The sequence below is a fragment of the Crystallibacter permensis genome (assembly GCF_025960875.1).
GTDB classification, from domain to species: domain Bacteria; phylum Actinomycetota; class Actinomycetes; order Actinomycetales; family Micrococcaceae; genus Crystallibacter; species Crystallibacter permensis.
Genome location: NZ_JAODLR010000008.1, coordinates 26,993 through 51,763 on the forward strand (window position 1 = coordinate 26,993; position 24,771 = coordinate 51,763).

Below are 24,771 nucleotides of genomic sequence, written 5' to 3' on the forward strand. Positions count from 1 at the left end.
GCCTGCCGGGAAACACAAGACGGTGCACTGTGGTCCAAGGCACAGTAGGGAGTGAGTGACTACTACGCCGGAGTCAGACCGGCGCCGGATGAACAGGAGACGTCGATGTCGGCACAGACCGAGACCCAGAGCACCGCCTTCCAGACTTACCAGGACCTGCTGGTCGCAATCGCGCCGGCAGGGGAGTCCCGGCCGATCAAGGATCCGGCCACGGGCGAAGTCGTCGCCGAAGCCCCCGTCCACACCACCGCTGATCTGGAGGCAGCCGTTGCTGCCGCCCGTGCCGCGCAGCCGGAGTGGGCTGCGCTGGGCCACGAGAAGCGCAGCGAGTACCTGAACAAGGCCGCGGACGCCATCGAGGCTTCAGCCGAAGCGCTCGCGGAGCTGCTCTCGCGCGAGCAGGGCAAGCCGCTGAACGGCCCGAACGCGCGCTTCGAGGTCGGTGCCTGCGCGGCCTGGCTGCGCGCCACGGCGTCGTTCGTCCTGGAGCCCGAGGTCGTGGTGGACGACGGCGAAAGCCATGCCGAGGTGCACTACCGCCCGCTAGGCGTCGTCGGTGCCATCGGCCCGTGGAACTGGCCGATGATGATCAGCGTCTGGCAGATCGCGCCCTCGCTGCGCATGGGTAACACCGTGGTGGTGAAGCCGTCCGAATACACGCCGCTGAGCGTGCTGGCGCTCGCCGCGGTGATCAACCAGGCGCTGCCGGCGGACCTGCTGCACGTGGTCTCCGGCGGCCGCGAGGTCGGCGAGGCACTGGCCTCGCACCCGGAGATCGACAAGGTGATGTTCACCGGCTCCACCGCCACGGGCAAGGCCATCATCCGCTCCTCCGCGGACACCGTGAAGCGGCTGACCCTGGAGCTCGGCGGCAACGACGCGGGCATCGTGCTCGAGGACGCCGACCCCAAGGCCATCGCGCAGGACCTGTTCTGGGGCGCATTCATCAACACCGGCCAGACCTGCGCCGCGCTCAAGCGCCTCTACGTCCACGACTCGCTCTACGACCAGGTCTGCGAGGAGTTGGTGGAGGTCGCCAAGGCCATGCCGATGGGTGTGGGGCTGGACGAGAACAACGTGCTGGGCCCGCTGCAGAACAAGGCCCAGTTCGACATCGTCGCGGACCTGGTCCAGAAGGCGAAGGACGGCGGGGCCAAGGTTCTTACCGGCGGCAACCCGGAGGCCGGCCAGCCCGGCTACTTCTACCCGACCACCCTGGTCGCGGAAATCGACAACGACAACCCGCTGGTGGCCCAGGAACAGTTCGGCCCGGCCCTGCCGATCATCCGCTACAACAGCGTCGACGAGGCAGTCAGCATGGCCAACGGGCTCGACGTCGGCCTCGGCGCCTCGGTCTGGTCCTCCGACCCGGCCAAGGCCCGCGAAGTCGCCGCCCGGATCGAGGCCGGCACGGTCTGGATCAACAAGCACGGCGCCGTTGACCCGCGCGTCCCGTTCGGCGGCGCCAAGCAGTCCGGCTACGGCCTCGAATTCGGCATCGCCGGCCTCAAGGCCCTGGGCACTCCGCAGGTGATCAGCCAGTGAACGCGCAGGAGTTCGACTACATCGTTGTCGGTGCAGGCTCGGCGGGCAATGTCATCGCCCGTCGCCTGCTCGACGCGGGCAAGCGCATCGCCGTCCTCGAGGCTGGCGATGATGACACCAATCCCAACATCGCGCACCTCTACAACCTCGGCGCCCTCTGGCACAGCCCGCAGGACTGGGACTACCAGACCACCGAGCAGCAGGGATGTTCCGGGCGGCAGCTCCACCTGCCACGCGGGAAGGTGATGGGCGGCTCACACGCCCTGAACGCCACCATCTGGGTCCGCGGCGCCAAGCAGGACTACGACACGTGGGCCTACCTGGGCTGCCCCGGCTGGTCCTGGGAGGACGTGCTGCCGGTGTTCAAAACCATTGAAAAGTACGACGGCGGGGCCTCCGAAACGCGTGGCGACTCGGGTCTGCTTGATGTCACCCAGGATTTCCCGCGCAATCCCATCCAGGAAGCAATGCTGGAAGGAGCGGTGGAAACGGGCATCAAGCTCAACGAGGACTACAACTCCGGCGACGTCGAGGGTGTGTCCCGGATGCAGCTCAACGTCCGCGCCGGGAAGCGCTTCAACACTTGGCATGCCTACCTCAAGCCCGTGGTCGACAACGCCAACCTCACGCTGCTCACCGGCGCGCACGTCCGCCGGCTGATCGTCGAGGACGGCACGGTTGCCGGCGTCGAGTTCGAGCATGACGGCGAAACCAAGACGCTGCGGGCACCGGAGACCATCCTGTCCGCCGGTGCCATCAACTCGGCCGAATTGCTGCTGCGCTCGGGGATCGGACCGGCCGACGAACTGCGCGAAGCCGGCGTCCGCCCGGTGCACGATCTGCCCGGCGTGGGGAAGAACCTGCAGGACCATCTGCTCTCCCCGGTGGTCTTCACCACGAGCAAGCCGGTGCCGGCTTCGGAAGTGGCCCCGGCGGAGGTGCACTTCTTCGCGAAGAGCAGCCCGGATCTGGCCGTGCCCGATACCCAGCCGATCTTCTTCTCGGTGCCCATGTACTCGCAGGGCTACGGGAAGGGCGAGATGACCGGGCCGGAGAACGGCTTCTCGATGCTCGGCGGGCTCGTGCGGCCGCAGAGCCGTGGCGAAATCCGGCTCACCGGGCCGAAAGCCAGCGATCCGATCACCATCGACCTCGGCGCCCTGTCGGAACAGGCCGACGTCGACGCCCTGGTTGCATCGGTCCGGCAGTGCCGGGAGATCGGACGCAGTTCGGCGCTGGCAGACTGGGGCGCGGAGGAACTCCATCCCGGCCCGGAGGTCTCAGACAGCGACGAGGACCTGGAGCAGTACGTGCGCGATTCCGTGGTGACCTACCACCACCAGGTCGGTACTTGCCGGATGGGGCTGGACCAGGACGCGGTGGTGGATCCGCGCACGCTCAAGGTGCATGGACTCAACGGCTTGCGGATCGCGGATGCGTCCATCATGCCGCTGGTGCCCACCGGCAATACCAACGCCCCGACGATCATGATCGGCGAACGCGCCGCGGCACTGCTGGTGAGCGAGGCAGCCACCGTGACCGATGAGGCCGCAACAGTCCCTGCCGGATAGGTGCACCGCAACCCTCCGCCGTCGTTAGCCAGCGGAGGGTTGCTTGCGTCCGGCCGCACACCGGCGACCGTGGTGATCATTCGTTTGGGTTCACCAGGATCTTCACGTGTTCCTCGTTGTTGTTGATGAGCTGCTCGAAGCCGCCGGTGATGAGTTCGTCCAGCGGAATCTTGGCGGTGATGAACGGGGCCAGGTCGAGCTTGCCCTCCTGCACCAACTTGATGGTGCTGGAGTGGTCATTGGCATAGCCGATCGTGCCGCGCAGGTCGATCTCCTTGAGCACCAGGGAAGGCATGTCCACCTCGGGCTTGTGGCCCCAGATCGAGACGTTGACGATGACGCCGCCGGGCCGAACGGCGTCCATCAGCATGTCCAGGACCACCGGAACGGAACTGCACTCGAAGCCGACATCCGCGCCCTTGCCGCCGGTCAGCTCCCGGACCTTCGCCGCGACGTCGCCTTCCCGCGGGTCGAACACCTGATCCGCCACACCGGTGTCCCGGGCCATCTTCTTGCGGGCCTCGCTGAGTTCCGAGATGTAGACGGTCAGGCCGGAGGCTTTGAGCACGCCGGCGGTCAGCAAACCGATGGGACCCGCACCGCCGACAATGGCGATGTCGCCGGACTTCGCCTGGCTGCGGACAAAGGCATGATGTCCCACAGACAGCGGTTCGATCAGGGCAGCCTGATCCAAGGGAATGTCCCCGATCGGGTGGACCCAGCGCCGCTCGACCACGATCTTCTCGGACAGCCCGCCGCCCCGGCCGCCCAGCCCGATGAAGTTCATGTCCTTGGACAGCTGGTACTCCTCCCCGGGACCGGTGTCGACGTCGTCGTGGATGATGTAGGGCTCGACGACGACGTTCTGGCCCACTTCCAGGTCACTCACACCGTCCCCGAGGGCGGTGATGGTGCCGGAGAATTCGTGTCCCATGGTCACCGGCGCCTCTTCACCGGAGATGGGATGCGGAGAGCCCTTGGGCGGAATGAAGATCGGCCCCTCGAGATACTCGTGCAGGTCGGTGCCGCAGATGCCACACCAGGCCACGTCAATGGCGACGGTTCCGGGCTTGAGCTCCGGTTCCGGAATGTCCTCGATCCGGATATCCCTCTGATCGTAGTAGCGTGCAGCCTTCATGGCAGACCTCTTTCTCACGACGTCGGAAACCTCAGCCTACTGATGATCAGGGACATTTTGAATGGCCGGCCGAAGGGGGGAATGGCCGGCCGAAGGGGGGAAGCGCGGCGCCGCTGGACGAGGCTGCTTAGTCCATGGCGGGCCCGACGTCTTTGGCCCCGCCCGCGAGCGGAACCCGCCAATCGAACCTCAGCGACAGCACCCGCAATCCGAAAACGAGGGCAGCGATAGCGGTCCCCGTGTAGGCGTTGAACCAGCCCAGGTGGGAGAACAGGGTGACCAGTGAAGCGCCGAGCATGGCCGGCACGGCGTACACACCGTGGGGGTTGAAGATCTGGGGCACTTCGTTGGCCACCACGTCGCGCAGCACGCCGCCGCCCACCGCCGTCGTAATTCCGAGCACTGCGGAAGTCACCGGACCCATGCCGGATTCCAGGGCCTTCAGCGTGCCGGTGACGCAGAACAGGGCCAGCCCGCCGGCGTCGAAAATAAGCAGTGTCCGTCGGAACCGTTGCACACCGAGCACATGGAAGTACACCACGACGGCGGCCAGGACGGGGGCGAGCAGGTAGATCGGTTCGACGAAGGCTGTCGGCACGGACTGGGAGATGATCAGGTCGCGGATGACGCCGCCGCCGAGCCCCACCAGGGATCCGAGCAGCAGGGAACCGACAATGTCGAAGTTCCGGCGGGCGGCCAAGAGGCAGCCGGACATGGCAAAGAAGAACGTGCCGAAAAGATCCAGTATCAGCAGGATGTCCACGGCTGCACCCCTTGCTGCCTAACGTTCAAGACCGACCTTGGACAGGATTGCCGCAACGGCGGCGCGGGCACCGGTCGAGAGCGTCGGTTCCATTACCGGGGCGAAGAGCGGCGAATGGTTGACCGGGACGCGCTCGGCGGCCAGGGTTTCCGCCGGATGGCCGCCGAAGAACCAGTAGACGGAAGGAACAGCGATGGGTTCAACCAGGTTGCCGAAGTCTTCCGAGGCCATCACGGGTTCGCCCTCGATGACGTTTTCCTCGCCGAGTTCCTGCCGCAGCGCCTTGACGACGTCGTCGGTTGCCTCTTGGTCATTGGAGTTCGGCGGGAAGGAGTAGAGCTCCTCGATGGTTGGTTCGGGCGCGTTGGACGCATCGGCCTCCGCTTTGATGATGCGCCGCAGCGCGCCGAGCACAGTGGCGCGCACCGTCTCGTCGAAGGTGCGGACGTTGAGGGTGAATTCGGCGCTGGCGGGAATGATGTTTTCCTTCAGCCCGCCGTGGAAGGTGCCGACGGTGACCACGGCCGGGCGGCGGGGATCCACCTCGCGGGACACGATCGTCTGGATGCGGGTGATGATGTGGGCGCCGAGCACGATGGGGTCGATGGAGTCCTGCGGCTGGGAGCCGTGGGACTGCCGGCCATGCAGGGTGACCTTCCAGGAATCCGCCTGAGTCATGGGGTGGCCGTGCACGTACTGGACGGTGCCCGCCAGCCCCGGCATGACATGCTGGCCGAAGATGACCTCCGGCTTCGGCGCCTTCGCCCACAGGCTGTCCTCGACCATCGCCTTGGCGCCGGCCGCGGTTTCCTCGCCGGGCTGGAAAATGAACACGATGGTTCCTGCCCAACGGTCCTTGGCGCCAGCGAGCAACTGCGCGGCCGTCAACAGGGCGGCGGCGTGGGCGTCGTGGCCGCAGCCGTGCATGACGGGAACTTCTGTGCCGTCGGCCAGGGTGCCGGTAGCGGTGCTGGCATAGGGCAGGCCGGTGTCTTCCTTGATCGGCAGCGCGTCGATGTCGGCGCGGAACGCGACCACCGGTCCTTCGCCGTTGCGCAACACACCGACCACTCCCGTGCCGCCGCAGCTGAAAGTGTCGAGCCCGCATTGCTTCAACTCGGCCTGTACCAGCGCGGCGGTCCGGTGCTCCTGCATGGAGAGTTCGGGATTGGCATGCAGCTGGCGGTAGAGGTCATGCATGCGGGCGCGCTGCTCGTCGGTCAGCAGGACGGGTGCTGGCATTGTTTCCTCGTTTTCTTCAGGCGTTTCCACGGCAGTTGGCGGCTGCGCAAGATGCCTGCACCCAAGCGGAGGGCGCAATTCGTCTCATCGTAACAACGGCCCGGAAGGTGACGGCACCATTACTGGCCAGTTCGCGTTCAGGGCGCTCGGCCGTGGCCAAGAGCTGTCCCGGAAGGGGGCTGCGCCGGATCACGCTTGCCGCGTGCGCCACGCCCAAACCACGAGTGGAACTTGCAGCGGCAGCCGGAGGCTGTGGATGATGCGTGCCTGCTTGGTGCCCTCAGTTCCGAACGCGCGCTTTAAGGCGCTGAGATGTCCGGCGGTGAAACCGGCGAACATCACTGCCGTGCAGATGCCGGCGGCGCGCCTGGTCTGCGGGAGCAACAGCCCGGCGGCGGCTGCGAATTCCAGCGCTCCGCTGATTTGCACCCAGCCATCGCGGGTGAGCGGCCCCGAGGCAGTGGTGATGGCCGCCGGAACGACGGGATAGTAGAAAGCAGGCCTGGCGAAGTGGTTGGCGGCGCTGGTGGCAAGCAGTGCGGCCAGGCCGACCGCCCCGGCTGGGAGCTTGGCGGCCGCCATGGAGTTCGACGTTGGCGTCATCTCCACACTGTACGTTGAGCCCGGCCGGGCGCCGCCGTCGTTATTTCCTCACAACGACGACGGCGGCGGGTGGGTTTGTGTCAGTACCTGCGGACATTACGCAGCCACGCCGCCGTTTTGTCCGTTGCACGCCCTATTGCGGAGGTGCACTGGTCTGGTTTCCCTGCGTCTGGCAGTGTGGAAGGAGTCAGTACTGGCCGGTGCCTGCAGATGATCAAGGAGATATCTCGATGGTCGATTCGCTTTCTTCGACGGAACACCTTGACGACGGCTCTGGCGGTGGCCCCGAAGCTGCCGAACCTGATGCCGTGCAGGAGGAAGTTCTCGAGGCGCCCATCCCGGAGATCAACTTCGATGAGCAGTTCTATCCGGCGCGTCCGCGGGCGTTGCGTCCCAAGGCCCGGCGGCGCCACTTCAATCCCGGGCAGCCGCCGTTCGAGCCGGACGCCCGCAACAATGTCTACGTGGAGTGGCTGCGCAACCAGTCCATGCTGGGTGACGCCAAGGTGCTGGCCCGCCAGCTCTCGGGTCAGGCCAGCATGTGGCAGAACCCCTTCGCCTGGCCGAATCCGCGGGCCGCGGTGGAGCGGGCTTCGGTGTGGTTCACGGCGTACCCGCTCTCCTTCATGACCAAGCCCGGGCAGTCCTTCCTCGGGGCTTTGGGGGACGCGGACCTGTGGGAGGCGTTTGAGAAGATCGGCATCAATGCCATCCATACCGGGCCGGTGAAACTTGCCGGTGGGCTCACCGGCTGGGAGCAGACACCCAGCGTGGACGGCCACTTCGACCGGATCAGCATGGCCATCGATCCGATGTTCGGGACCGAGGACGAGTTCCGCGAGATGTGCCAAGTTGCCAACGACCACGGCGGAACGGTCGTGGATGACATCGTGCCCGGGCACACCGGGAAGGGCGCTGACTTCCGGCTGGCCGAGATGAACTTCAAGGACTATCCGGGCATTTACCACATGATCGACATCCCCGAATCGGACTGGCACCTGCTGCCGGACGTGCCCGAGGGCGAAGATGCGGTCAACATCGACGCCGAAACCGAACGCGCTCTCCAGAAGGCCGGTTACATCATCGGCGAACTGCAGCGGGTCATTTTCTACGAGCCCGGCGTCAAGGAAACAAACTGGAGCGCCACCGGCCCGGTCCTGGACACCACCGGCCAACTGCGGCGGTGGGTGTACCTGCACTATTTCAAGGCGGGCCAGCCGTCGATCAACTGGCTGGATCCCACCTTCTCCGGTATGCGCCTGGTGATGGGCGACGCCCTGCACTCGCTGGTGGACCTGGGTACCGGCGCGCTGCGGCTGGATGCCAATGGTTTCCTGGGGGTGGAGAAGAGTGCCGAGGAGACGCCGGGCTGGTCAGAGGGCCATCCGATTTCCGAGGCTGCGAACCAGATCATCGGCAGCATGGTCCGCAAGGTCGGCGGGTTCACGTTCCAGGAACTGAACCTGAGCATCGACGACATCAAGTCCACCTCCGCCAACGGCCCCGACCTGTCCTACGACTTCGTCACCCGTCCCGGCTACCACCACGCCTTGGTCACCGCGGATACCGAATTCCTCCGGCTGACCCTGCGCCTGGCCATGGAGATCGGCGTGGACCAGGCCTCCCTGGTCCACGCGCTGCAGAACCATGACGAACTGACCTATGAGCTGGTGCACTTCACCACCAAGCACAAAGACGATATTTATGAGCTCGACGGCGAGGAGCTGACCGGCGCCGAACTCGCCTTCAAGGTGCAGCAGACCTTGCGTGACGGCATCACCGGTGAGGCCGCTCCTTATAACTTGGTCTTTACCGTCAACGGTATTGCGTGTACGACGGCGAGCGTAATCACCGCGGTACTGGGCATCAAGGACCTGAGCACTATCACCCCGGAACAGACCATCGAGGTCCGTAAGGTGCACCTGCTGCTGGCCATGTACAACGCGCTGCAGCCGGGAGTCTTCGCGCTGTCCGGGTGGGACCTGTGCGGCATGCTGACGCTGGACCGATCGCAGGTTGCCCCGCTGCTGTCCCGCGGCGATACACGCTGGATCAACCGGGGCGCCCATGACCTGATGGGCATCAACAACACCGGACAGGCCCCGACCTCCGGCATGCCCAGGGCGGTCAGTCTGTACGGGACGCTGCCGGACCAGCTCGCGGACGAGTCCTCTTTCGCCCGGCAGTTGGCTAAAATCCTGGCCGTCCGCGAACAGTACGGCATTGCCAAGAGCGCGCTGCTCGATGTTCCGGATGTCTCGCACCGGGGCATGCTCGTCATGGTGCACCAGCTCGAATCGGGCCACTGCGAAGTCACGGTCCTGAACTTCTCGGACCAGGAGATGGCCGGCACGGTGCGCTCGGAACAGTTGGAAACCGGAGCCCTCGTGACCGACTTGTTCAGCGGCGAAGAGGTGGGCAGCGTGGATGACCTGCACAGTTTCTACATCCAGCTGGAGCCATACCAGGGGACCGCACTGCTGGTGACCCTGCCCGAAGAAGAGGAACCGGACACTGAGGCAGAGGCAGAGGCAGAGGCAGGGCCGGGTGCGGACAAGGACGCAGGCGCGGCTGCGGACTAAAGCTGCCGCCGCAGCACGGAGGCCGCTGCCACGTCCTGATCTGGCCTAATGGTGAAGATGATCAGAATGTGATGAGCATCTCAGGAAGAATCGCGGCAGGCGGGGAACTGGTTCGGGAGGGCTGGCGTTACCCTTCCGTAACACTGCCTACCTGAAGTGTGTGTGAAATGGCCGAAGACTCCTCTGCCGACGACAAGCCGAAACTCCTCGGCCTCAACGGCGCCCAAACTATTGCCTCCGCCCTGGCCGCTGTAACCTCGGCCTTCGCTGGTTCCTTCCTCGGTGTCGCGGGAACGCTGATCGGTGCTGCCCTTGGTTCGATCGTCGCCACCGTGGCCGCCGCGATCTACGTCAGGACGCTGAGTTCGGCCGCGATCGCGGCCAAGAAGACACTTCCCGTGCCGCGGCTGCGCGGCCTGCGCAACGGCGGCCTTCCGGCGAGCGACGATGGAACCGAGCGCGCCGGTGTTCCCCGCGCCGTCGCGGATTTCAAGGCGAAGCTCGCCAGCCGCCGCTTTACACCCAGGACCTGGGCCAAGATCGGAGTAGTCAGCGCTGCCTCCTTCCTGATCGCCATGGCCGGCATCACGATGGTCGAACTGGGAACCAGCAAGCCAATTTCGGCACTGGTTGCATCGTCGTCCAGCAGCGCCCCGGCCGCGGAGCAGCAGACAACCCTGGGCCGCGTCCTGACCGGGACAGCCGCCCCAGCCGAGGATGACGGCGGAACCACGGAACCCGGCGAGGCCGAGCCCGGGCAGGTCGACGACGGCGCCGGCCAGACCGGGACCACCGGCGAAACCTCCGGCGGTACAGACGGTTCGACGGGAGTCGAGGACCCCGCCACCGGACAGACCGACGACACTGCGCCGGTGGAGACCGTGCCCGAGCCGGTTCCAGCGCCCGACTCTGGCAACGTTTCTGAGCCAGACGTCATCACCGACCCGGGCACCGGCCAGCAGGACACGGGACAACAAGAGACCGTGCCTGAAGACAGCGGCGCCGTCGATCCGGCACCGCTGGACGGCGGTCAAGCGGAGACCGGACAGACCGAAACCGGGCAATAGCGTTTGCCCATCCTCCCCGCCTTTCTGAACCCTCAAGGTTCGACGCCGGCACTCAGGTGAGTGCCGGCGTCGAACATTTCCTGCAGGGGGATCTGCCGCTGACTAGGCGGTTAGGAAATGATGTTGCGTTCCCTCCCGCCCTGCCGCTAATGTGTGTGAGGCGGGTCACGAAGCTGTGGCCCAACGCTTATGATCTGCGGCGGGAGAGTCCTGCCGGTACGTTCGTCAGGCGCCGTAGGAGCAACTCCTCCCCAGGAATCTCTCAGGCCCACGTACCGCCGCGGCTAGGCAACTCTGGAAAGCAGCCGGGCAACCGGCTCACCGACGGTGCAAGCGGCCCCCACGGGCGGCGGAAACTCTCAGGTCCCAGACAGAGCGGGGAGGAACCCGAAATCATCGTGGCGTGCTGTGCGCTGCCTGAAACATGGAGTTCCTTATGACGATCCAGTCACCGTCCACCCTTGCCGGGCACCCTGGCGCCGCTTCGGCTGCTTTCGAGCAGGTCGTGTCCCCGAGCCTGAACAGCCAGCTGTCTGAGCTGGACCCCGAGGTCGCCGCCAAGATCGACGACGAACTCACCCGCCAGCGCGACGGCCTCGAAATGATCGCCTCCGAGAACCACACCGCCGCCGCAGTCATGCAGGCGCAGGGTTCCGTGCTGACCAACAAGTACGCCGAGGGCTACCCGGGACGGCGCTACTACGGCGGCTGCGAGCACGTCGACGTCATCGAACAGCTGGCCATCGACCGCGTGAAGGACCTCTTCGGGGCGGCCTACGCCAACGTCCAGCCGCACTCCGGTGCGCAGGCCAACGCGTCGGTCATGCACGCGCTGATCAAGCCCGGCGACACCATCATGGGGCTGAACCTGGCCCACGGCGGCCACCTGACCCACGGCATGCGCATCAACTTCTCCGGCAAGCTGTACAACGTGGTTCCGTACCAGGTCCGCGAGGAAGACCACCGGATCGACATGGTGGAAGTGGAGCGCCTGGCCCACGAGCACAAGCCGCAGCTGATTGTGGCCGGCTGGTCCGCCTACGCCCGCCAGCTGGACTTCGCCGAATTCCGCCGTATCGCCGACGCCGTCGGTGCCTACCTCATGGTGGACATGGCGCACTTCGCCGGTCTGGTCGCCGCCGGACTGCACCCCAGCCCGGTGCCGCACGCCCACGTGGTCACCTCCACCACGCACAAGACGCTGGCCGGCCCGCGCGGCGGCATCATCCTGACCAACGACGCCGACGTCGCCAAGAAGATCAACTCGGCAGTGTTCCCGGGCCAGCAGGGCGGGCCGCTGGAGCACGTCATTGCCGGCAAGGCCGTGGCCTTCAAAATCGCCGCCTCGCCGGAGTTCAAGGAGCGCCAGGAGCGCGTACTCGCCGGAGCAAGCATCCTGGCCGAGCGTCTGATGCAGCCCGACGTCGCCGCCAAGGGAATCTCCGTGGTTTCCGGCGGCACGGACGTGCACCTGGTGCTGGTGGACCTGCGCAACTGCGAACTGAACGGCCAGGAAGCCGAGGACCGCCTCGCGGCCATCGACATCACCGTCAACCGCAATGCGGTTCCGTTCGACCCGCGCCCGCCGATGGTCACGTCCGGCCTGCGGATCGGCACGCCGGCGCTGGCCACGCGCGGCTTCGGCGAAGCGGCCTTCGTTGAGGTAGCTGACATCATTGCTGAGGCGCTGATTGCCGACGACGAGGCCAGCCTGACTCAACTGCGTAACCGCGTGGAGGCCTTGGCCGCCGCGCACCCGCTCTACCCGGGCGTGGCACCGCTGGCTACCGCCGGCGCCTAACCCGGAAACAGGGACCGCGGGGCCCCTGTGCGGGGTGCCGGTCACCGACCTGGGGGAGGCAGCCGGCACCCTGATCACCCTGCATGCAACCCGAAACCCGGGCCATGCAGCCATGCGAAATACCCTCGCTTTGAAGGAGTAGTAAATGAAAGAGGCACCAGTGCAGTCATCCGGCGCACCCCATCTGGAAAGACAACTGAGCAACCGCCACATCCAGCTGATCGCGATCGGCGGTGCCATCGGCACGGGCCTCTTCATGGGCTCTGGGAAAACCATTTCGGCAGCCGGTCCGTCGGTGATCTTCGTCTACATGATCATCGGCTTCATGCTGTTCTTCGTGATGCGGGCGATGGGCGAACTGCTGCTGTCCAACCTGCACTACAAGTCCTTCAGCGACTTCGCCGGCGACCTGCTGGGTCCCTGGGCCGGGTTCTTTACCGGCTGGACCTACTGGTTCTGCTGGGTGGTGACCGGCATTGCCGACGTCATCGCCATCGCCGGCTACGCCAACGAACTGGTTCCGGGCATTCCGCTGTGGATTCCGGGCGTGGTCACCATTGGCATCCTGCTGGTGCTGAACCTGGTCACGGTCAAGGCCTTCGGCGAGACGGAGTTCTGGTTCGCGCTGATCAAGATCGTCGCCATTGTGGCCTTGATCCTCACCGGTCTGTTCATGATCCTTTCGGGCTTCAAGTCCGAGGCCGGACCGGCCACTGTCGAAAACCTATGGATCCACGGCGGCTTCTTCCCCAACGAGTTCATGGGCTTTGTGGCGGGCTTCCAGATCGCCGTGTTCGCCTTCGTGGGCATCGAGCTTGTGGGTACCACCGCTGCCGAAACCAAGGATCCCGAGAAGAACCTGCCCAAGGCCATCAACTCGATTCCTGTCCGCATCCTGCTCTTCTATGTAGGCGCACTCATCATCCTCATGGCCGTGACCCCCTGGACCCAATTCGAGGCCGGACACAGCCCCTTCATCGGCATGTTCTCGCTGGCCGGGCTGGGCATGGCAGCAACGGTGATCAACCTGGTGGTCCTGACCTCCGCCATGTCGAGCGCCAACTCCGGCATCTACTCAACTTCGCGCATGGTCTTCGGCCTGGCGCAGGACGGCGACGCTCCGTCACTCTTCGGCAAGCTGTCCTTGCAGAAGGTGCCGCGCAACGCGCTGTTCCTGACCTGCGTGCTGCTGTTCGCATCCGTGGCTCTGCTCTACGCAGGCGACGACGTCGGCAAGGCCTTTGGCATGGTGACCACGGTTTCCGCCGTGTGCTTCATGTTCGTCTGGTCCATCATCCTGGCCAGCTACCTTGCCTTCCGCAAACGCCGGCCCGGCCTTCACCAGGCTTCCAAATTCAAGATGCCCGGTGGCCCCGTCATGGTGTGGGTGGTCTTCGCCTTCTTCGCCTTCGTGCTGTGGGCGCTGACCACACAACCGGATACGTTGCTGGCCCTGCTGATCACGCCCATCTGGTTCGCGGTGCTGGGAGCCGCGTGGGCTATCCTGCGGCGCAACCCGCTCCATGCAGCCCGCTACGAAACGTTCAAGGCAGGCGTCATCGCAGACCATGCCGAGGTGAAGGAAACCGCGTCCGTTTCCAGCTAACGACGGCGGATAGCTAACGACGGCGGATAGCTAACGACCGCGGAAAGCGGCTACCTGACGGCGGCCGGGCAGGGGGAATCCACCTGCCCGGCCGCCGCTCCGGCTTAAGTCCAGGGTTGCGCCCAGCCCAAGGTGCCGGAAACCGGCCGTTAGAGTCGCCAGGCGGACTGGTAGCCGGCGTGAGTCTGGTAGGGGAGCGCCATATGCTGCAGGAAGGCCAGCATGTAGTCGTAGTCGCTGGCCGGTTCGTGGTCCCAGTCAACGTCCTTCACATGCGCGATCATCCGCCGCTTGGCGTCGCACTCGGCCAGGTTCTGTGTCAGGTGGTGCCGCAGGACGGTTTGTCCCACCATGCCGACGTCGGTCATCAACGCCCTTGTCCGAGCTTCGTCCTGCTGGATTTTGGCTAGCAGGAAATCGATAAGATCGCCCATGTGGCCATCTTGGACCATTACGTAGGTAAAAGGCCATGGGCCATAATCGAGACCATGGGTATCACCGAGACTGACCTTGAACACCTGCGCCGATGCGTTGATCTGGCGCGCGAAGCACTCGAAGATGGCGACGAGCCGTTCGGATCGGTCCTCGTCGACGCAGGAGGCCGCGTGCTTTTCGAGGACAGGAACCGGGTCAAGGACGGCGACCAGACGCGGCACCCGGAGTTCGAGATAGCGCGTTGGGCCGCCAACAACCTGAGCCCGGTGGATCGTGCAGCGGCCACCGTCTACACCTCCGGCGAGCACTGCCCTATGTGCTCTGCCGCGCACGCCTGGGTCCGGCTGGGACGGATTGTCTACGCGACATCGTCGGAGCAGCTGGGCAACTGGCTGAAGGAGTGGGAAGTCGCTCCGGGACCGGTCAACCCGCTGCCCGTCCAGGCCGTGGCGCCCGGAGTGGAGGTCGATGGTCCGGCAATGGAGCTGGCCGGCGACGTCCAGGCGCTGCACCGGAAGTTCCACTTCCCGCAAGAATCCGCTTAGCTCCGGCATCGCCCCTTAATATGGCGTGTGGCGAATTGCCCGGTTCCCATTGACCGGCACTGTCCGGTGCTGTGCACTGTTGAGGTGGACACCCATCACAATGTGCTGATTATTGGCGGCGGCAATGCCGGCATCTCGCTGGCCGCCCGGCTCCGGCGCTACAAGGTCGAGGATATCGGGCTGGTTGAACCGAGCCCGTGGCACTACTTCCAGCCGTTGTTTTCCCACATCGGTGCCGGAGCCGCCCAGATGAAGGAAGCCGTCCGTGAACAGCGGAAGGTGATGCCCCGCGGGGTCAACTGGATCCGTGGTGCGGCCGCGGACATCCAACCTGATGAGAACGCGGTGGTGCTCGCTGACGGCCAGCGGGTGCGTTACAACCATCTGGTGGTTTGTCCGGGACTGCAACTGGACTGGGATACCGTTCCTGGAATGGCCGATGCCATCGAGTCTCCTTTCGGAACGTCGAATTATGAGTCGCGGATGCCAACCAAGACCTGGGAGCTGATCCGCCGCCTGCGCTCGGGCACTGCGGTTTTCACCCAGCCTCCGGCCCCGGCCAAGTGCGCCGGGGCGGCACAGAAGATCGCCTACATGGCGTGCGACTTCTGGCGTGAGCAGGGCGTGCTCGGAGACATCAGGGTGGTCCTGGTGGTGCCAACGCCCACCGTTTACGGAGTCGACGGCGTTGATGCGGTGCTGGAGCGCAAAATCGCCGAGTACGGGATTGAGCTGCGGACCTCCACTACCGTTGCCTCCATAGAGGCAGCGGACCGTATCATCCGGCTGCAAGGACCGGGAGGCGGGGAAGACCTCGGCTATGACTTGCTCCATGTGGTGCCCCCGCAATCAGCGCCGGACTGGCTGAAGGCCACCACGTTGCCGGCCCCGGACGACCAAAGCGGTTGTGTGGAAGTGGACCCGGAACTGCTGCGGCACCGCCGCTACCCAAATGTCTGGTCCCTGGGAGATGCCGCCGCAACCCTGAACTCAAAGTGCGGAGGTGCCCTGCGCAAGCAAACCAAAATGCTGGCACTAAATCTTAAGGCGGTACTGGACGGGAACGAGCCGGAGAGCCGGTACAACCACTACGGCGTCTGCCCCTTCACGCTCACCCGCCACACCGTTCTTTTCGCCGAGTTCGACCACCAATACCGCCCAATGCCAAGTATCCCGTGGCTGAACCCAGCCAAGGAGCGGCGCTGGGCATGGGCGCTGGACAGGCGGATCTTCCCTCAGATCTACTGGCATTTGATTCTAAAAGGCCGCGCTTAAGGAGAACATGACAACGACGACGGCAAACCACACCACCCGCATCGTGCTGGCCGAGCGGCCACATGGTGTACCGACGGATCAGACCTTCCGGACGGAAACGGCAGAGCTTCCCACGCTCTCAGACGGGCAACTGCTGGTGCGCAACCGGTACATTTCGCTGGACCCCTACATGCGCGGGCGGATGAGCGCGGCGAAGTCCTACGCCACGCCGACGCCGGTGGGCGACGTCCTTCCGGCCGAGACGGTTGCCGAGGTCGTCGAGAGCCGCGACCCCGACTTTAAGCCGGGCCAGCTGGTGGCGACGTACGGCGGTTGGCAGAGCGCCGCCGTCGTTCCTGGTAAGTACTCGCGTCCGGTCAGCGACAACGGACTGCGGGAATCGACCGCGCTGGGTGTGCTGGGCATGCCGGGCTTTACCGCATATTCGGGCATGGCGGAGATCGGACGCATCCGGGCAGGGGAGACCCTTGTGGTCGCAGCGGCAGCCGGACCGGTGGGTTCCGCCGTCGGGCAGTTGGCTCGTGCGGCGGGAGCGCGGGCGGTCGGCATCGCCGGCGGGCCGGAGAAGTGCGCCTACCTGGTTGATGAGCTGGGGTTCGACGCCGCCGTGGACCACCGCTCCGAGTCTTTCGCAGACGAGCTGAAGGCTGCCTGCCCGGACGGGATCGACGTGTACTGGGAGAATGTCGGCGGCAAGGTGCTCCAAGCGGTTCTGCCGCTGCTGAACCTGTACGGGCGGATGCCGGTGTGCGGGATGGTCGCCCAGTACAACGCGACCGGCGCTCCGGAGGGGCCGGACCGGCTGCCCGGTTTCATGCGCACCGTCCTGAACCAAAGCCTGACCGTGCGCGGTTTTATCCAGACGGAATTCCGGGCCAAGCACTGGAACAACTTTCAGCGGGACATGGCTGAGCTGGTCGCCGACGGCAGGATGAAGTACCGCGAGGACATTGTCGACGGGCTGGAGAACGCGCCGTCGGCCTTTGCCGGACTGCTGGAGGGACGCAACTTCGGCAAGCTGCTGATCCGAGTCTGACCTACACTGGCGTTGAAGCCGGTGATTTTGCACCAAGCAAGCTGCTTCATCCGAGCCTGACCTACTCTGACGGGAGCGTCATGAAAATTCTGGTCGCAGGAGCCGGTTCAACTGGTGGCTACTTCGGCGGGCGCCTGGTACAGGCAGACCGCGACGTGACGTTCCTCGTCCGTCCGCGCCGGGCCGGAGAGCTGACCGGCGGACTCAGGATCTTTGGAGTGGGCAACGATGACACCATTCCGGTCAAGACCGTAACCGCTAACGACCTGGATTCGGTGTATGACCTGGTCATCGTTGCGGTCAAGGCACAAGCGCTGGAAACCGTGGCACAGGATATCGCTCCCGCCGTCGGTCCTGGCACCATGATCCTGCCGATCCTCAACGGGATGTCGCACCTCGGCGATCTGACGGACCGCTACGGCGCGGACCGCGTCCTCGGCGGACTGGTGAAGGTCGTGACCACAGTGACGGAGGACGGCCACATCCTGCATATGAAACCGATGGCGATGATGTCCATCGGAGAACAATCCGGTGAACGCACGCAGCGAATCGAGGAACTGTATCGGGAGCTCTCTGTGCCCGGCTTCGAGTTGTCGCTGGCCCCGGAAATCGTCGCCTCAATGTGGCATAAATGGGCCTTCATAGCTGCCGCCGGGGTCATCACCTGCCTTATGCGTGGTTCGATCGGGGACATCATGGCGTGTCCCGGCGGCAAGGACTTCGCCCTCGCCGCCCTCTCGGAGGCGGAAGCTGTGGCAACCGCAGCGGGCTACCCCGTCCCGGAGAGCGAACATGCGATGGGCGTAGCCATACTGACCGAGGCCGGATCGGTGTTTACTTCCTCCCTGTACCGCGATGTAACCGCCGGCCATCCACACGAGGGCGAACACATTCTGGGGCAGTTCGTTGCCCGGGCAGAGGCCCTTGAAGCCGCGGTCCCGTTGGCGAGGCTGGCGCTGCTTCAGCTTCGGGTGCACGACAGGCAAGGCTCGTAACGATTGTCGACGGCGCAAGGGAAACGTATGATCGGCATCACTTGCCGGAGGAAACGAAGGAGTCTTCGTGGGAATGGATGTTGCACCCGAGGTCCTGGGAGCGTCAGCCGCCGTCCTGGATGCTGCCCGCAGCTCATCGGCTGACTACGCGGATCGCGCGGCTGTGAATACGGACCGCTCGGGCTTCGTCCCGCAGTCCTTGCCGGACGGGGTGGTGTTCGCCGAATCGATGGCGGATGTGGTGCAGGCGGTGAAGCTGGCTGCCGCGCACAAGGTTCCGCTGGTGCCGCGGGGCGCCGGAACCGGACTGGCAGGTGCATCCTCAGCGTCGGCGGGGGAGGTAGTGCTGGATCTGTCCCGGATGAACCGCATCCTCAGCATCGATCCGGTCGAGCAGGTCGCCGTCGTCGAACCCGGCGTACTGAATGCTCACCTTAACCAGGCGGTGGCCGAACACGGGCTGTTCTACGCGCCGGACCCGGCCAGTACGGCCATCTGTTCGATCGGCGGCAATATCGCCACCAACGCGGGTGGCATGCGCTGCGCTAAGTATGGCGTGACCCGCGAATCGGTACTGGGGCTGCGTGTGGTGCTGGCCGACGGGCGGGAACTGCGCACGGGCCGCGGCACCATCAAGGGCGTCACCGGCTATGACCTGAACGCATTGATGATCGGGTCGGAAGGGACTCTGGGCGTGGTGGTTGAAGCGACGCTCCGCTTGCGCCCACTACCAACAACGACGGCGACCGTGGCCGCCTTTTTCCCCGACGTGGCCACCGCAGCCGCGGCAGCTTCGGCTGTGATAGCCGCACGGCTCCAGCCTTCGGTGCTGGAACTGGTGGACGGCCCGACCCTCGCCGCCATCGACGCCGCGCTGGGAACCAACTACCGCAGTCGCGGCGGTGCTTTCCTGCTCGCGCAGACCGACGGCTTTGGCGCCCACCTCGAGATGGACGTGCTGGTCAACGCCGTCGAGCCGTTCGCCGCCGAACTGGAGCGTGCGGCAGATGCAGCGGAGGCAGAGGCGCTCCTGACGGCCAGGCGCGAAGCTATTCCTTCGCTCGAAATGGTGGGGCGGGTATCCATCGGGGACATCGGCGTGCCGCGCGGCCGGTTGGCCGAAGCAGTCACCGGGCTGGCGGACATCTCCCGGCGGACCGGGGTGCGCATCTTCACGATTGCCCACGCCGCAGACGGCAACCTGCACCCCATTATCGTGGTGGATCCGGACGAATCAGTGACTGAAGGGCCAGCCAAAGCGGCACTGGGCGAAATGTTCCGCCTGGCCCAGAGCCTGGGCGGAACGCTGACCGGCGAGCACGGCGTGGGACTGCTGAAGCGCGACTGGCTCCGGGACGAACTCGGCGATGTCTCGCTTGAGGTCCAGCACGCCATCCGCCGCGCGCTGGACCCGCAGGGCATCCTTAACCCCGGCAAGGCGATCTAGGTAACTCCATTCGACGGCGCGGCGGGACGGCGGGCTAGACGGGATTACTTGCGCGATTCAGCATCCTCGTCACCGATGTGCCCGGCCGCGTTGGCGTCGAGGACACGCTGGACGAAGGCGCAGTACTCGTCCATGTAGTGCCGCAGGAATTTCTGCGTGGACTCGTCCTTGACCTCGCCGTCGTCGCCGTAGGCTTCCGGCTTGAAGCTGATGTAGGCCTCGGGGGTGTTGAGCTGTGGGGCGTCGAGGAAGCTCAGCACGCTGCGCATGTTCGACTGCATGACCGCCGTGCCGATGCCGCCCGGGGAAGCGCCAATGATGCCGGTGGGCTTGTGGGCGAAGGAATTGGTTCCCCACGGACGCGAGCCCCAATCGATCGCATTCTTCAAAGCACCGGGGATGGACCGGTTGTATTCGGGCGAGATGAACAGGATTCCGTCTGCGGCTTCAACCGCTTCCTTCAGCGCCCGGCCTTCGGCGGGGAAGTCGGCGTCGTAATCCGAACTGTAAAGGGGGAGGTCCTTGATGGGAATCTCGTTGAATTCCAGGTCCTTTGGAGCCAGCTTGATCAGAGCCTTCGAGAGAGTGCGGTTGATGGAGCCGCTGGCGAGGCTCCCGACGAAATAACCGATCTGGTAGGTGGGCATAAGTACATTCCTTCCACGGCGGCCGGCCGGAGCCGGCCTGTTGCGGCTGATGGACAATCCCGGCGCGGCGGCAAAGCGGAGCGCCAGCCTCAGCCCAACACACCGCGTGTGCCGCGGGCCAGCAGCACCAGCTTGTCCGGGTTGCGGACAACGTAGACGCCGGTGACCTGTCCGCCGTGGACTTCCACCATGGCCGCCACATCCAGCCGACCGCCGCTGAACACCAGCAGGCCGGGCATGTTGTTGAGGGTGGAAAACTCCACCCGCATGTCGGGCAGCGGGCGGGAGTGGACACCCACGAGGAAGCGGGCAATCTTCTCCGGGCCGTGCACGGGCCTGCGTGCAGTGGAGACCTTGCCGCCGCCGTCGGCGAGCAGAACGGCGCCCGGGGCCAGGACATCCATCAGGGACTGCAGGTCGCCGCCGAGGGTTGCCGCCATAAACCGGTCCGCCACCTCGCGCTGCTGCCGCGTGCCAACTTCGAAACGTGGTTGCCGGGCGCTTACATGCTCTTTTGCCCTGTGCGCCAGCTGGCGGACTGCCGCTTGGGACTTACCGGTAACCTCGGCGATCTCGGTGTAGGGGAAGTCGAAGACCTCGCGCAGCACAAAGACGGCCCGCTCGTCCGGCGTCAGGGACTCGAGCACCACCAGCATAGCCACGGAGAGCGCCTCGCCCAGCACCGCATCTTCGGCCACATCCGGCCCGGTCAGGATCGGCTCGGGCAGCCACGGACCCACGTATTCTTCCCGACGGCGCTGCGAGGACCTCAGCGCATTCAGCGCGGTGCGCGTGGCGATCTTGGCGAGGTAGGCGCGGGGATTGCCCACGCCGTCGTCGTTCACCTCGGCCCATTTCAGGTAGCTGTCCTGCACCACATCCTCCGCGTCCGCGGCGGCGCCGGTGATCTCGTAGGCAATGGCGAAGAGCAGGGAGCGGTGCTGCTCGAAGACCTCCGGCGATCCCATCTACCGTGCCTCCGCCAGTTGTGGCTGCGCTGCCCGAGGGCCCTTCGGCCAGCTGTAGGACCCGCTGCGGCGAAGCTCGTTCCGCATCCACCTCAGAGCCAGGCGGCACACCTGCTCCTTCAGGAAAGCGCCGGGCTGCCGGCCGATGGCCAAGGGGCGCGGCCGGTCGTCGGCATGCACAAACTGGATGAGGCCGGCCGTACGTCCAAGGCTGATGCACCGCGCCAGAAACCCGTTGGAGAACACTTGGGGAGCGCGCCGCTCCAGCCGGGCGATGATATTGTCCGCCGCATGCGCTCCCATCGGCATGGCGGCGGCGCAGGACATCCGCAGGTGCGCGGCCACCGAATCCGGCGGGCGGACGGCGTCGCCAGCGCCGAAGATTTCCGGAAACTCCGGGACGGACAGGGTTTCATCCACCAGCAAGCGGCCGTCCGGATCGATGGGCAGTCCGCTGGCGCGGGCGAGGTCCGGCGTGCTGAATCCCGCGGTCCAAACCGTGCAGTCCGACTCGAGCCTTGCTCCGGACGACGTCGTTAGTTGGCCTTCGCCCGAATTTTCCACTTCGGTGTTTTCCACGAGTTCGACGCCGAGCGCACGCAGCGTCCGCTGCAGTTCCCGCCGCCCGGTTGTGGACAGATCCGCGCCGATGCCACCCTTGGAAACCAGCCGCACACGTAGCCGCGGATGCCGCTCCGCGATTTCGGAAGCAGTCTCGATCCCGGTCAAGCCGCCGCCCACCACGGTGACCACGGCGCCGGCATTAAGCTGCTCCAGCCTGATCCGCAGCCGTGCAGCTTCTTGCGCAGACTGCACTCCGTAGCCCTCCGAGCCGGCCCCGGCGGTTGCGCTGGCGCTGCCCACCGCGTAAACCAGCAGATCGTACGCCAGCGGGTCGCGGCCGTCCGCGAACTGCACCAGCCGGGCGTGCGGATCGATCCGCGCTGCAGTTCCAACAACGACGGCGGCGGCCGGATTGAGCAAAGAAGCCATCGGCACCGCTGCCGACTCGCGGCTTCCGGCGGCCACCTCGTGCAGCCGGATCCGTTCAATAAACTCCGCGTGCGGATTGACCACGGTCACCTGGACTTGGCCGGCTAGGCTCTTGCTGCCGGCCAGGCGATTGGCCGCCATAACCCCCGCATAACCGGCTCCGATAATGACTACTCGCTGATATGCAGACACCGTTCTCTCCTTTGCTGTTGCCGATGTACACATAGGACACCGGTAGGTCCCGATTTGTGACACCCGCGGCGAGCCTATTGGAGATGCACAGGACCTTGCGTGCAGTACTCATAGGATGGGGTACATCCCCGATCGTCAGTGAATAGAGCAGACCCTCCATGGCACCGCCCCGCACCCATCGCATGCAACACCAGCAGCTCATCGTGACGTTGTACGGGCTTTATGCTGAAGGTACCGGCGGTTCGCTGCGTGTCTCCACCTTGATCTCTATGCTCGCCGCGCTGGGGATTGACCAACAGGCAGCCCGGTCTACGGTCTCCCGACTCAAGTCCAAGGGCATCCTGCTCAGCCAGAAAGAGGATGGCGTAGCTCGATATGCGCTGTCTAGGGACATCCTTGACATCTTTAACGCATACGACCAGCGGATCTTCGCGCCGGAGCGCTCCAAACCGGGCGATCCCTGGGCGCTTGTGGTCTTTTCGGTTCCTGAGGCGGAACGCAACCGGCGCTATGAACTACGGGCTGAACTGACCAGTCTGGGATTCGGATTTGTCGCTGCGGGAGTAGCGATTGCGCCCAGTACGGGGCTGGAGCAGGCAGTGGAGCGGTTGGCGTCCCGAAAGCTGGATGGCTACGCCGAATACTTCTCCGGTGACTACCTCAAGGGCGGAGAGATCCGGCAGCACGTTTCACAGTGGTGGGACCTGCAAACGCTGGATCAGGAGTATTCAGAGTTCATCGACCGTTATGAGGGTCTCGTCCAAGAATGGCAGCACCGTGCGAGTCTCGCGGCAGGGTTCTCTGTCGAGGACCGGCTGGATGCCTTCCACACCTACGTTCCCATGCTGACGATGTGGCGGAAGTTTCCGTACCAGGACCCGAATCTTCCCCTGGAGTACCTTCCCGAAGGTTGGAAAGCGCCGCGCGCCAAGAAGGCGTTCCTGACACTGCACGGAATTCTTGAAGAACCGGCAGCGGCTTACGCCAAAGAGTTGGTCCGTACGCGAGGTGACTGAGAACCGATGTGCGCCATCCAGTTGCGTACGGACGACCATGAGCGGGTGGAAGGATCGATCGCGGCCAAATGGTCCAAGTCATGCGGCGATTCAAAATCGATGTGACTTCCGGCGGTGCGGGCACGCGCGACGAAGTCCATCGAGTGGTCTACAGGAACCCGCTGGTCCACCGCCCCATGCACTACCAGCGTCGGAGCAGATAGCGGGAGCCGGCTGAGCGGCGACGCCGATTCATAAACAGCCGGGTCCTCTTCCGGGGAAACGCCGAAGAATTCTGCAGCGGCACCTTCGCCCAACCGCTCGCGGTAAGTGCGGGCGACGTCTGTAACCGGGGCCAGAGCGACGACGGCGTCCAGCAGGTCCACCGCCAGCAACGCCAATTGTCCGCCTACAGAGTGGCCGACGCCGATTACCGGCCCCTCATGTTGTTCGCGCCAAGGCGTTGCGGCGACGGCAGCAACGGCAGCCCTGACGTCATCCCCAGTCGTCGGCCAGCCGCCGCCGTTGCCGTTACGGCGGTACTCGACATTGGCAACGGCCCAGCCGCTCTGCGTCAGGTCATGGGCCAGAGGGGCCATGAGGGAAGCGTCGAACGCAGCACGCCAATAGCCGCCGTGGATGAGGACGGCTACACCCTGGGGAGGCCCGCCACCGGCGGGATCCCAGCACTCAACGGTCTGTTGCGTGTGGGGACCATAGGCCAGCTGTAATGCAGGCGCGACAAGTCCTGATGACATGGAAGTTTCCTTATCGTAGGGCTGGCGCCGGGAGAACGAGACTCCCTGCGCCAGCACACTGTCAGCGATTCGTCCGGCTATCAGGCGCCAGGAACTGAACCCGGCGGAAGGAAGTTCACGTCATGGAGGGCGGAACGACGGACTACTTCTTCCGGATCCGTCAGATCATGCAACTGGTCGAAGAGCTCGGACAGCTTTCCGGCCGGACTGACCCAGAATAGCGACTTGCCCGGAGTTTCGCCCTTGTTGTAGTAGGCATGCGGCAGTCCCATCGGCATGCGAACGGTGTCGCCGGGACCAGCCGTGGTCCACTCTCCGTCGAGGTACAGCGTGTAGACGCCTTCCATGATGAAAATGTGCTCATCCTGCGTGGGATGGACATGCGGGGGAACTCCAGTGCCCGAGGGGTCGAGAGACAGCCAAGCAAAGCTTGATGAGCTTTCGACCTTGGCGAGGTAGGTGTGGCCGAGCACGTTCCACGTCTTATTTCCCATGGCCTCGCTGGCCAGCGTGATGCCCTTGGGCAGATCACCGAGAATAATTTCCTGGTCTTGCTGCAGTTCCATA

Annotated in this window: 22 protein-coding genes and 1 riboswitch; of the genes, 12 read left to right on the top strand and 10 right to left on the bottom strand. The window is 65.1% G+C overall.

Translation table 11 applies throughout. The annotated features are described in order from the left end of the window. Window positions 1-105 precede the first annotated feature (105 nt). Both B0G38_RS11205 and B0G38_RS11210 read left to right on the top strand, forming a co-directional pair. On the top strand, window positions 106-1,545 hold the full coding sequence (locus B0G38_RS11205; protein WP_264669530.1) for an aldehyde dehydrogenase family protein: 1,440 nt from the start codon (window positions 106-108) through the stop codon (window positions 1,543-1,545). Beyond that, complete coding sequence (locus B0G38_RS11210; protein WP_264669531.1) at window positions 1,542-3,116, top strand: GMC family oxidoreductase; 1,575 nt, start codon at window positions 1,542-1,544, stop codon at window positions 3,114-3,116. The genes B0G38_RS11205 and B0G38_RS11210 overlap by 4 nt, the downstream gene beginning before the upstream one ends. 76 nt (window positions 3,117-3,192) lie before the next feature. Here B0G38_RS11210 and B0G38_RS11215 read toward each other — a convergent pair whose 3' ends face one another. The 4 genes from B0G38_RS11215 to B0G38_RS11230 form a co-directional block, all read right to left on the bottom strand. Then, complete coding sequence (locus B0G38_RS11215; protein ID WP_264669532.1) at window positions 3,193-4,254, bottom strand: 2,3-butanediol dehydrogenase; 1,062 nt, start codon at window positions 4,252-4,254, stop codon at window positions 3,193-3,195. Window positions 4,255-4,381: 127 nt separating this feature from the next. Next, complete coding sequence (locus B0G38_RS11220; RefSeq protein WP_264669533.1) at window positions 4,382-5,017, bottom strand: trimeric intracellular cation channel family protein; 636 nt, start codon at window positions 5,015-5,017, stop codon at window positions 4,382-4,384. Window positions 5,018-5,035: 18 nt separating this feature from the next. Next, window positions 5,036-6,259, bottom strand: a complete 1,224-nt coding sequence (locus B0G38_RS11225; RefSeq protein ID WP_264669534.1) for an amidohydrolase — start codon at window positions 6,257-6,259, stop codon at window positions 5,036-5,038. Window positions 6,260-6,448: 189 nt separating this feature from the next. Then, entirely contained in the window at window positions 6,449-6,862 is a 414-nt protein-coding gene (locus B0G38_RS11230) for a DoxX family protein (RefSeq protein ID WP_264669535.1), read from the bottom strand. A gap of 230 nt (window positions 6,863-7,092) precedes the next feature. Here B0G38_RS11230 and treS point away from each other — a divergent pair, with 230 nt between their 5' ends. The 4 genes from treS to B0G38_RS11250 all read left to right on the top strand — a co-directional run bounded on the left by treS (window position 7,093) and on the right by B0G38_RS11250 (window position 13,918). Beyond that, window positions 7,093-9,444 carry a maltose alpha-D-glucosyltransferase gene (gene treS / locus B0G38_RS11235; RefSeq protein WP_264669536.1) on the top strand — a complete coding sequence of 784 codons (2,352 nt, stop codon included), beginning with the start codon at window positions 7,093-7,095 and terminating at the stop codon, window positions 9,442-9,444. 167 nt (window positions 9,445-9,611) lie between these two features. After that, complete coding sequence (locus B0G38_RS11240; RefSeq protein ID WP_264669537.1) at window positions 9,612-10,511, top strand: hypothetical protein; 900 nt, start codon at window positions 9,612-9,614, stop codon at window positions 10,509-10,511. A 190-nt stretch (window positions 10,512-10,701) separates the two neighbouring features. After that, a riboswitch (glycine riboswitch) is annotated at window positions 10,702-10,799 on the top strand. Window positions 10,800-10,947: 148 nt separating this feature from the next. After that, window positions 10,948-12,312, top strand: a complete 1,365-nt coding sequence (gene glyA, locus B0G38_RS11245; protein ID WP_319801242.1) for a serine hydroxymethyltransferase — start codon at window positions 10,948-10,950, stop codon at window positions 12,310-12,312. 145 nt (window positions 12,313-12,457) lie between these two features. Continuing rightward, complete coding sequence (locus B0G38_RS11250) at window positions 12,458-13,918, top strand: amino acid permease (RefSeq protein WP_169992757.1); 1,461 nt, start codon at window positions 12,458-12,460, stop codon at window positions 13,916-13,918. Window positions 13,919-14,067: 149 nt separating this feature from the next. Here B0G38_RS11250 and B0G38_RS11255 read toward each other — a convergent pair whose 3' ends face one another. Continuing rightward, on the bottom strand, window positions 14,068-14,352 hold the full coding sequence (locus B0G38_RS11255) for a DUF6221 family protein (RefSeq protein WP_169992759.1): 285 nt from the start codon (window positions 14,350-14,352) through the stop codon (window positions 14,068-14,070). A 54-nt stretch (window positions 14,353-14,406) separates the two neighbouring features. Here B0G38_RS11255 and B0G38_RS11260 point away from each other — a divergent pair, with 54 nt between their 5' ends. From B0G38_RS11260 to B0G38_RS11280, 5 genes are all read left to right on the top strand, one after another. After that, on the top strand, window positions 14,407-14,898 hold the full coding sequence (locus tag B0G38_RS11260; RefSeq protein ID WP_264669538.1) for a nucleoside deaminase: 492 nt from the start codon (window positions 14,407-14,409) through the stop codon (window positions 14,896-14,898). 84 nt (window positions 14,899-14,982) lie between these two features. Further along, window positions 14,983-16,173, top strand: coding sequence for an NAD(P)/FAD-dependent oxidoreductase (locus tag B0G38_RS11265; RefSeq protein WP_264669539.1), 1,191 nt, complete (start codon window positions 14,983-14,985; stop codon window positions 16,171-16,173). Between the two features lie 7 nt (window positions 16,174-16,180). Further along, window positions 16,181-17,209, top strand: a complete 1,029-nt coding sequence (locus B0G38_RS11270; protein ID WP_264669540.1) for an NADP-dependent oxidoreductase — start codon at window positions 16,181-16,183, stop codon at window positions 17,207-17,209. 80 nt (window positions 17,210-17,289) lie between these two features. Continuing rightward, the gene (locus B0G38_RS11275; RefSeq protein ID WP_264669541.1) at window positions 17,290-18,204 is read left to right on the top strand and encodes a 2-dehydropantoate 2-reductase; all 915 of its coding nucleotides are present in this window, start codon (window positions 17,290-17,292) and stop codon (window positions 18,202-18,204) included. 73 nt (window positions 18,205-18,277) lie between these two features. Beyond that, window positions 18,278-19,651: an FAD-binding oxidoreductase gene (locus B0G38_RS11280; RefSeq protein ID WP_264669650.1), complete on the top strand. Its 1,374-nt coding sequence runs from the start codon at window positions 18,278-18,280 to the stop codon at window positions 19,649-19,651. A 44-nt stretch (window positions 19,652-19,695) separates the two neighbouring features. On the opposite strand, the gene B0G38_RS11285 is transcribed toward B0G38_RS11280, so the two are convergent. From B0G38_RS11285 to B0G38_RS11295, 3 genes are all read right to left on the bottom strand, one after another. After that, window positions 19,696-20,298 (bottom strand): NADPH-dependent FMN reductase, encoded by a 603-nt coding sequence (locus tag B0G38_RS11285; protein WP_264669542.1) that lies wholly within the window; start codon window positions 20,296-20,298, stop codon window positions 19,696-19,698. A gap of 89 nt (window positions 20,299-20,387) precedes the next feature. Then, entirely contained in the window at window positions 20,388-21,266 is an 879-nt protein-coding gene (locus B0G38_RS11290; RefSeq protein ID WP_264669543.1) for an RNA polymerase sigma-70 factor, read from the bottom strand. Next, entirely contained in the window at window positions 21,267-22,451 is a 1,185-nt protein-coding gene (locus B0G38_RS11295; RefSeq protein WP_264669544.1) for an NAD(P)/FAD-dependent oxidoreductase, read from the bottom strand. 158 nt (window positions 22,452-22,609) lie between these two features. Here B0G38_RS11295 and B0G38_RS11300 point away from each other — a divergent pair, with 158 nt between their 5' ends. Next, complete coding sequence (locus B0G38_RS11300; protein ID WP_264669545.1) at window positions 22,610-23,467, top strand: PaaX family transcriptional regulator; 858 nt, start codon at window positions 22,610-22,612, stop codon at window positions 23,465-23,467. On the opposite strand, the gene B0G38_RS11305 is transcribed toward B0G38_RS11300, so the two are convergent. Next, window positions 23,431-24,204, bottom strand: a complete 774-nt coding sequence (locus tag B0G38_RS11305; RefSeq protein ID WP_264669546.1) for an alpha/beta hydrolase family protein — start codon at window positions 24,202-24,204, stop codon at window positions 23,431-23,433. The genes B0G38_RS11300 and B0G38_RS11305 overlap by 37 nt on opposite strands. An 80-nt stretch (window positions 24,205-24,284) precedes the next feature. Next, the gene (locus tag B0G38_RS11310; protein ID WP_264669547.1) at window positions 24,285-24,770 is read right to left on the bottom strand and encodes a cupin domain-containing protein; all 486 of its coding nucleotides are present in this window, start codon (window positions 24,768-24,770) and stop codon (window positions 24,285-24,287) included. Between the last annotated feature and the right edge of the window lies 1 nt (window position 24,771).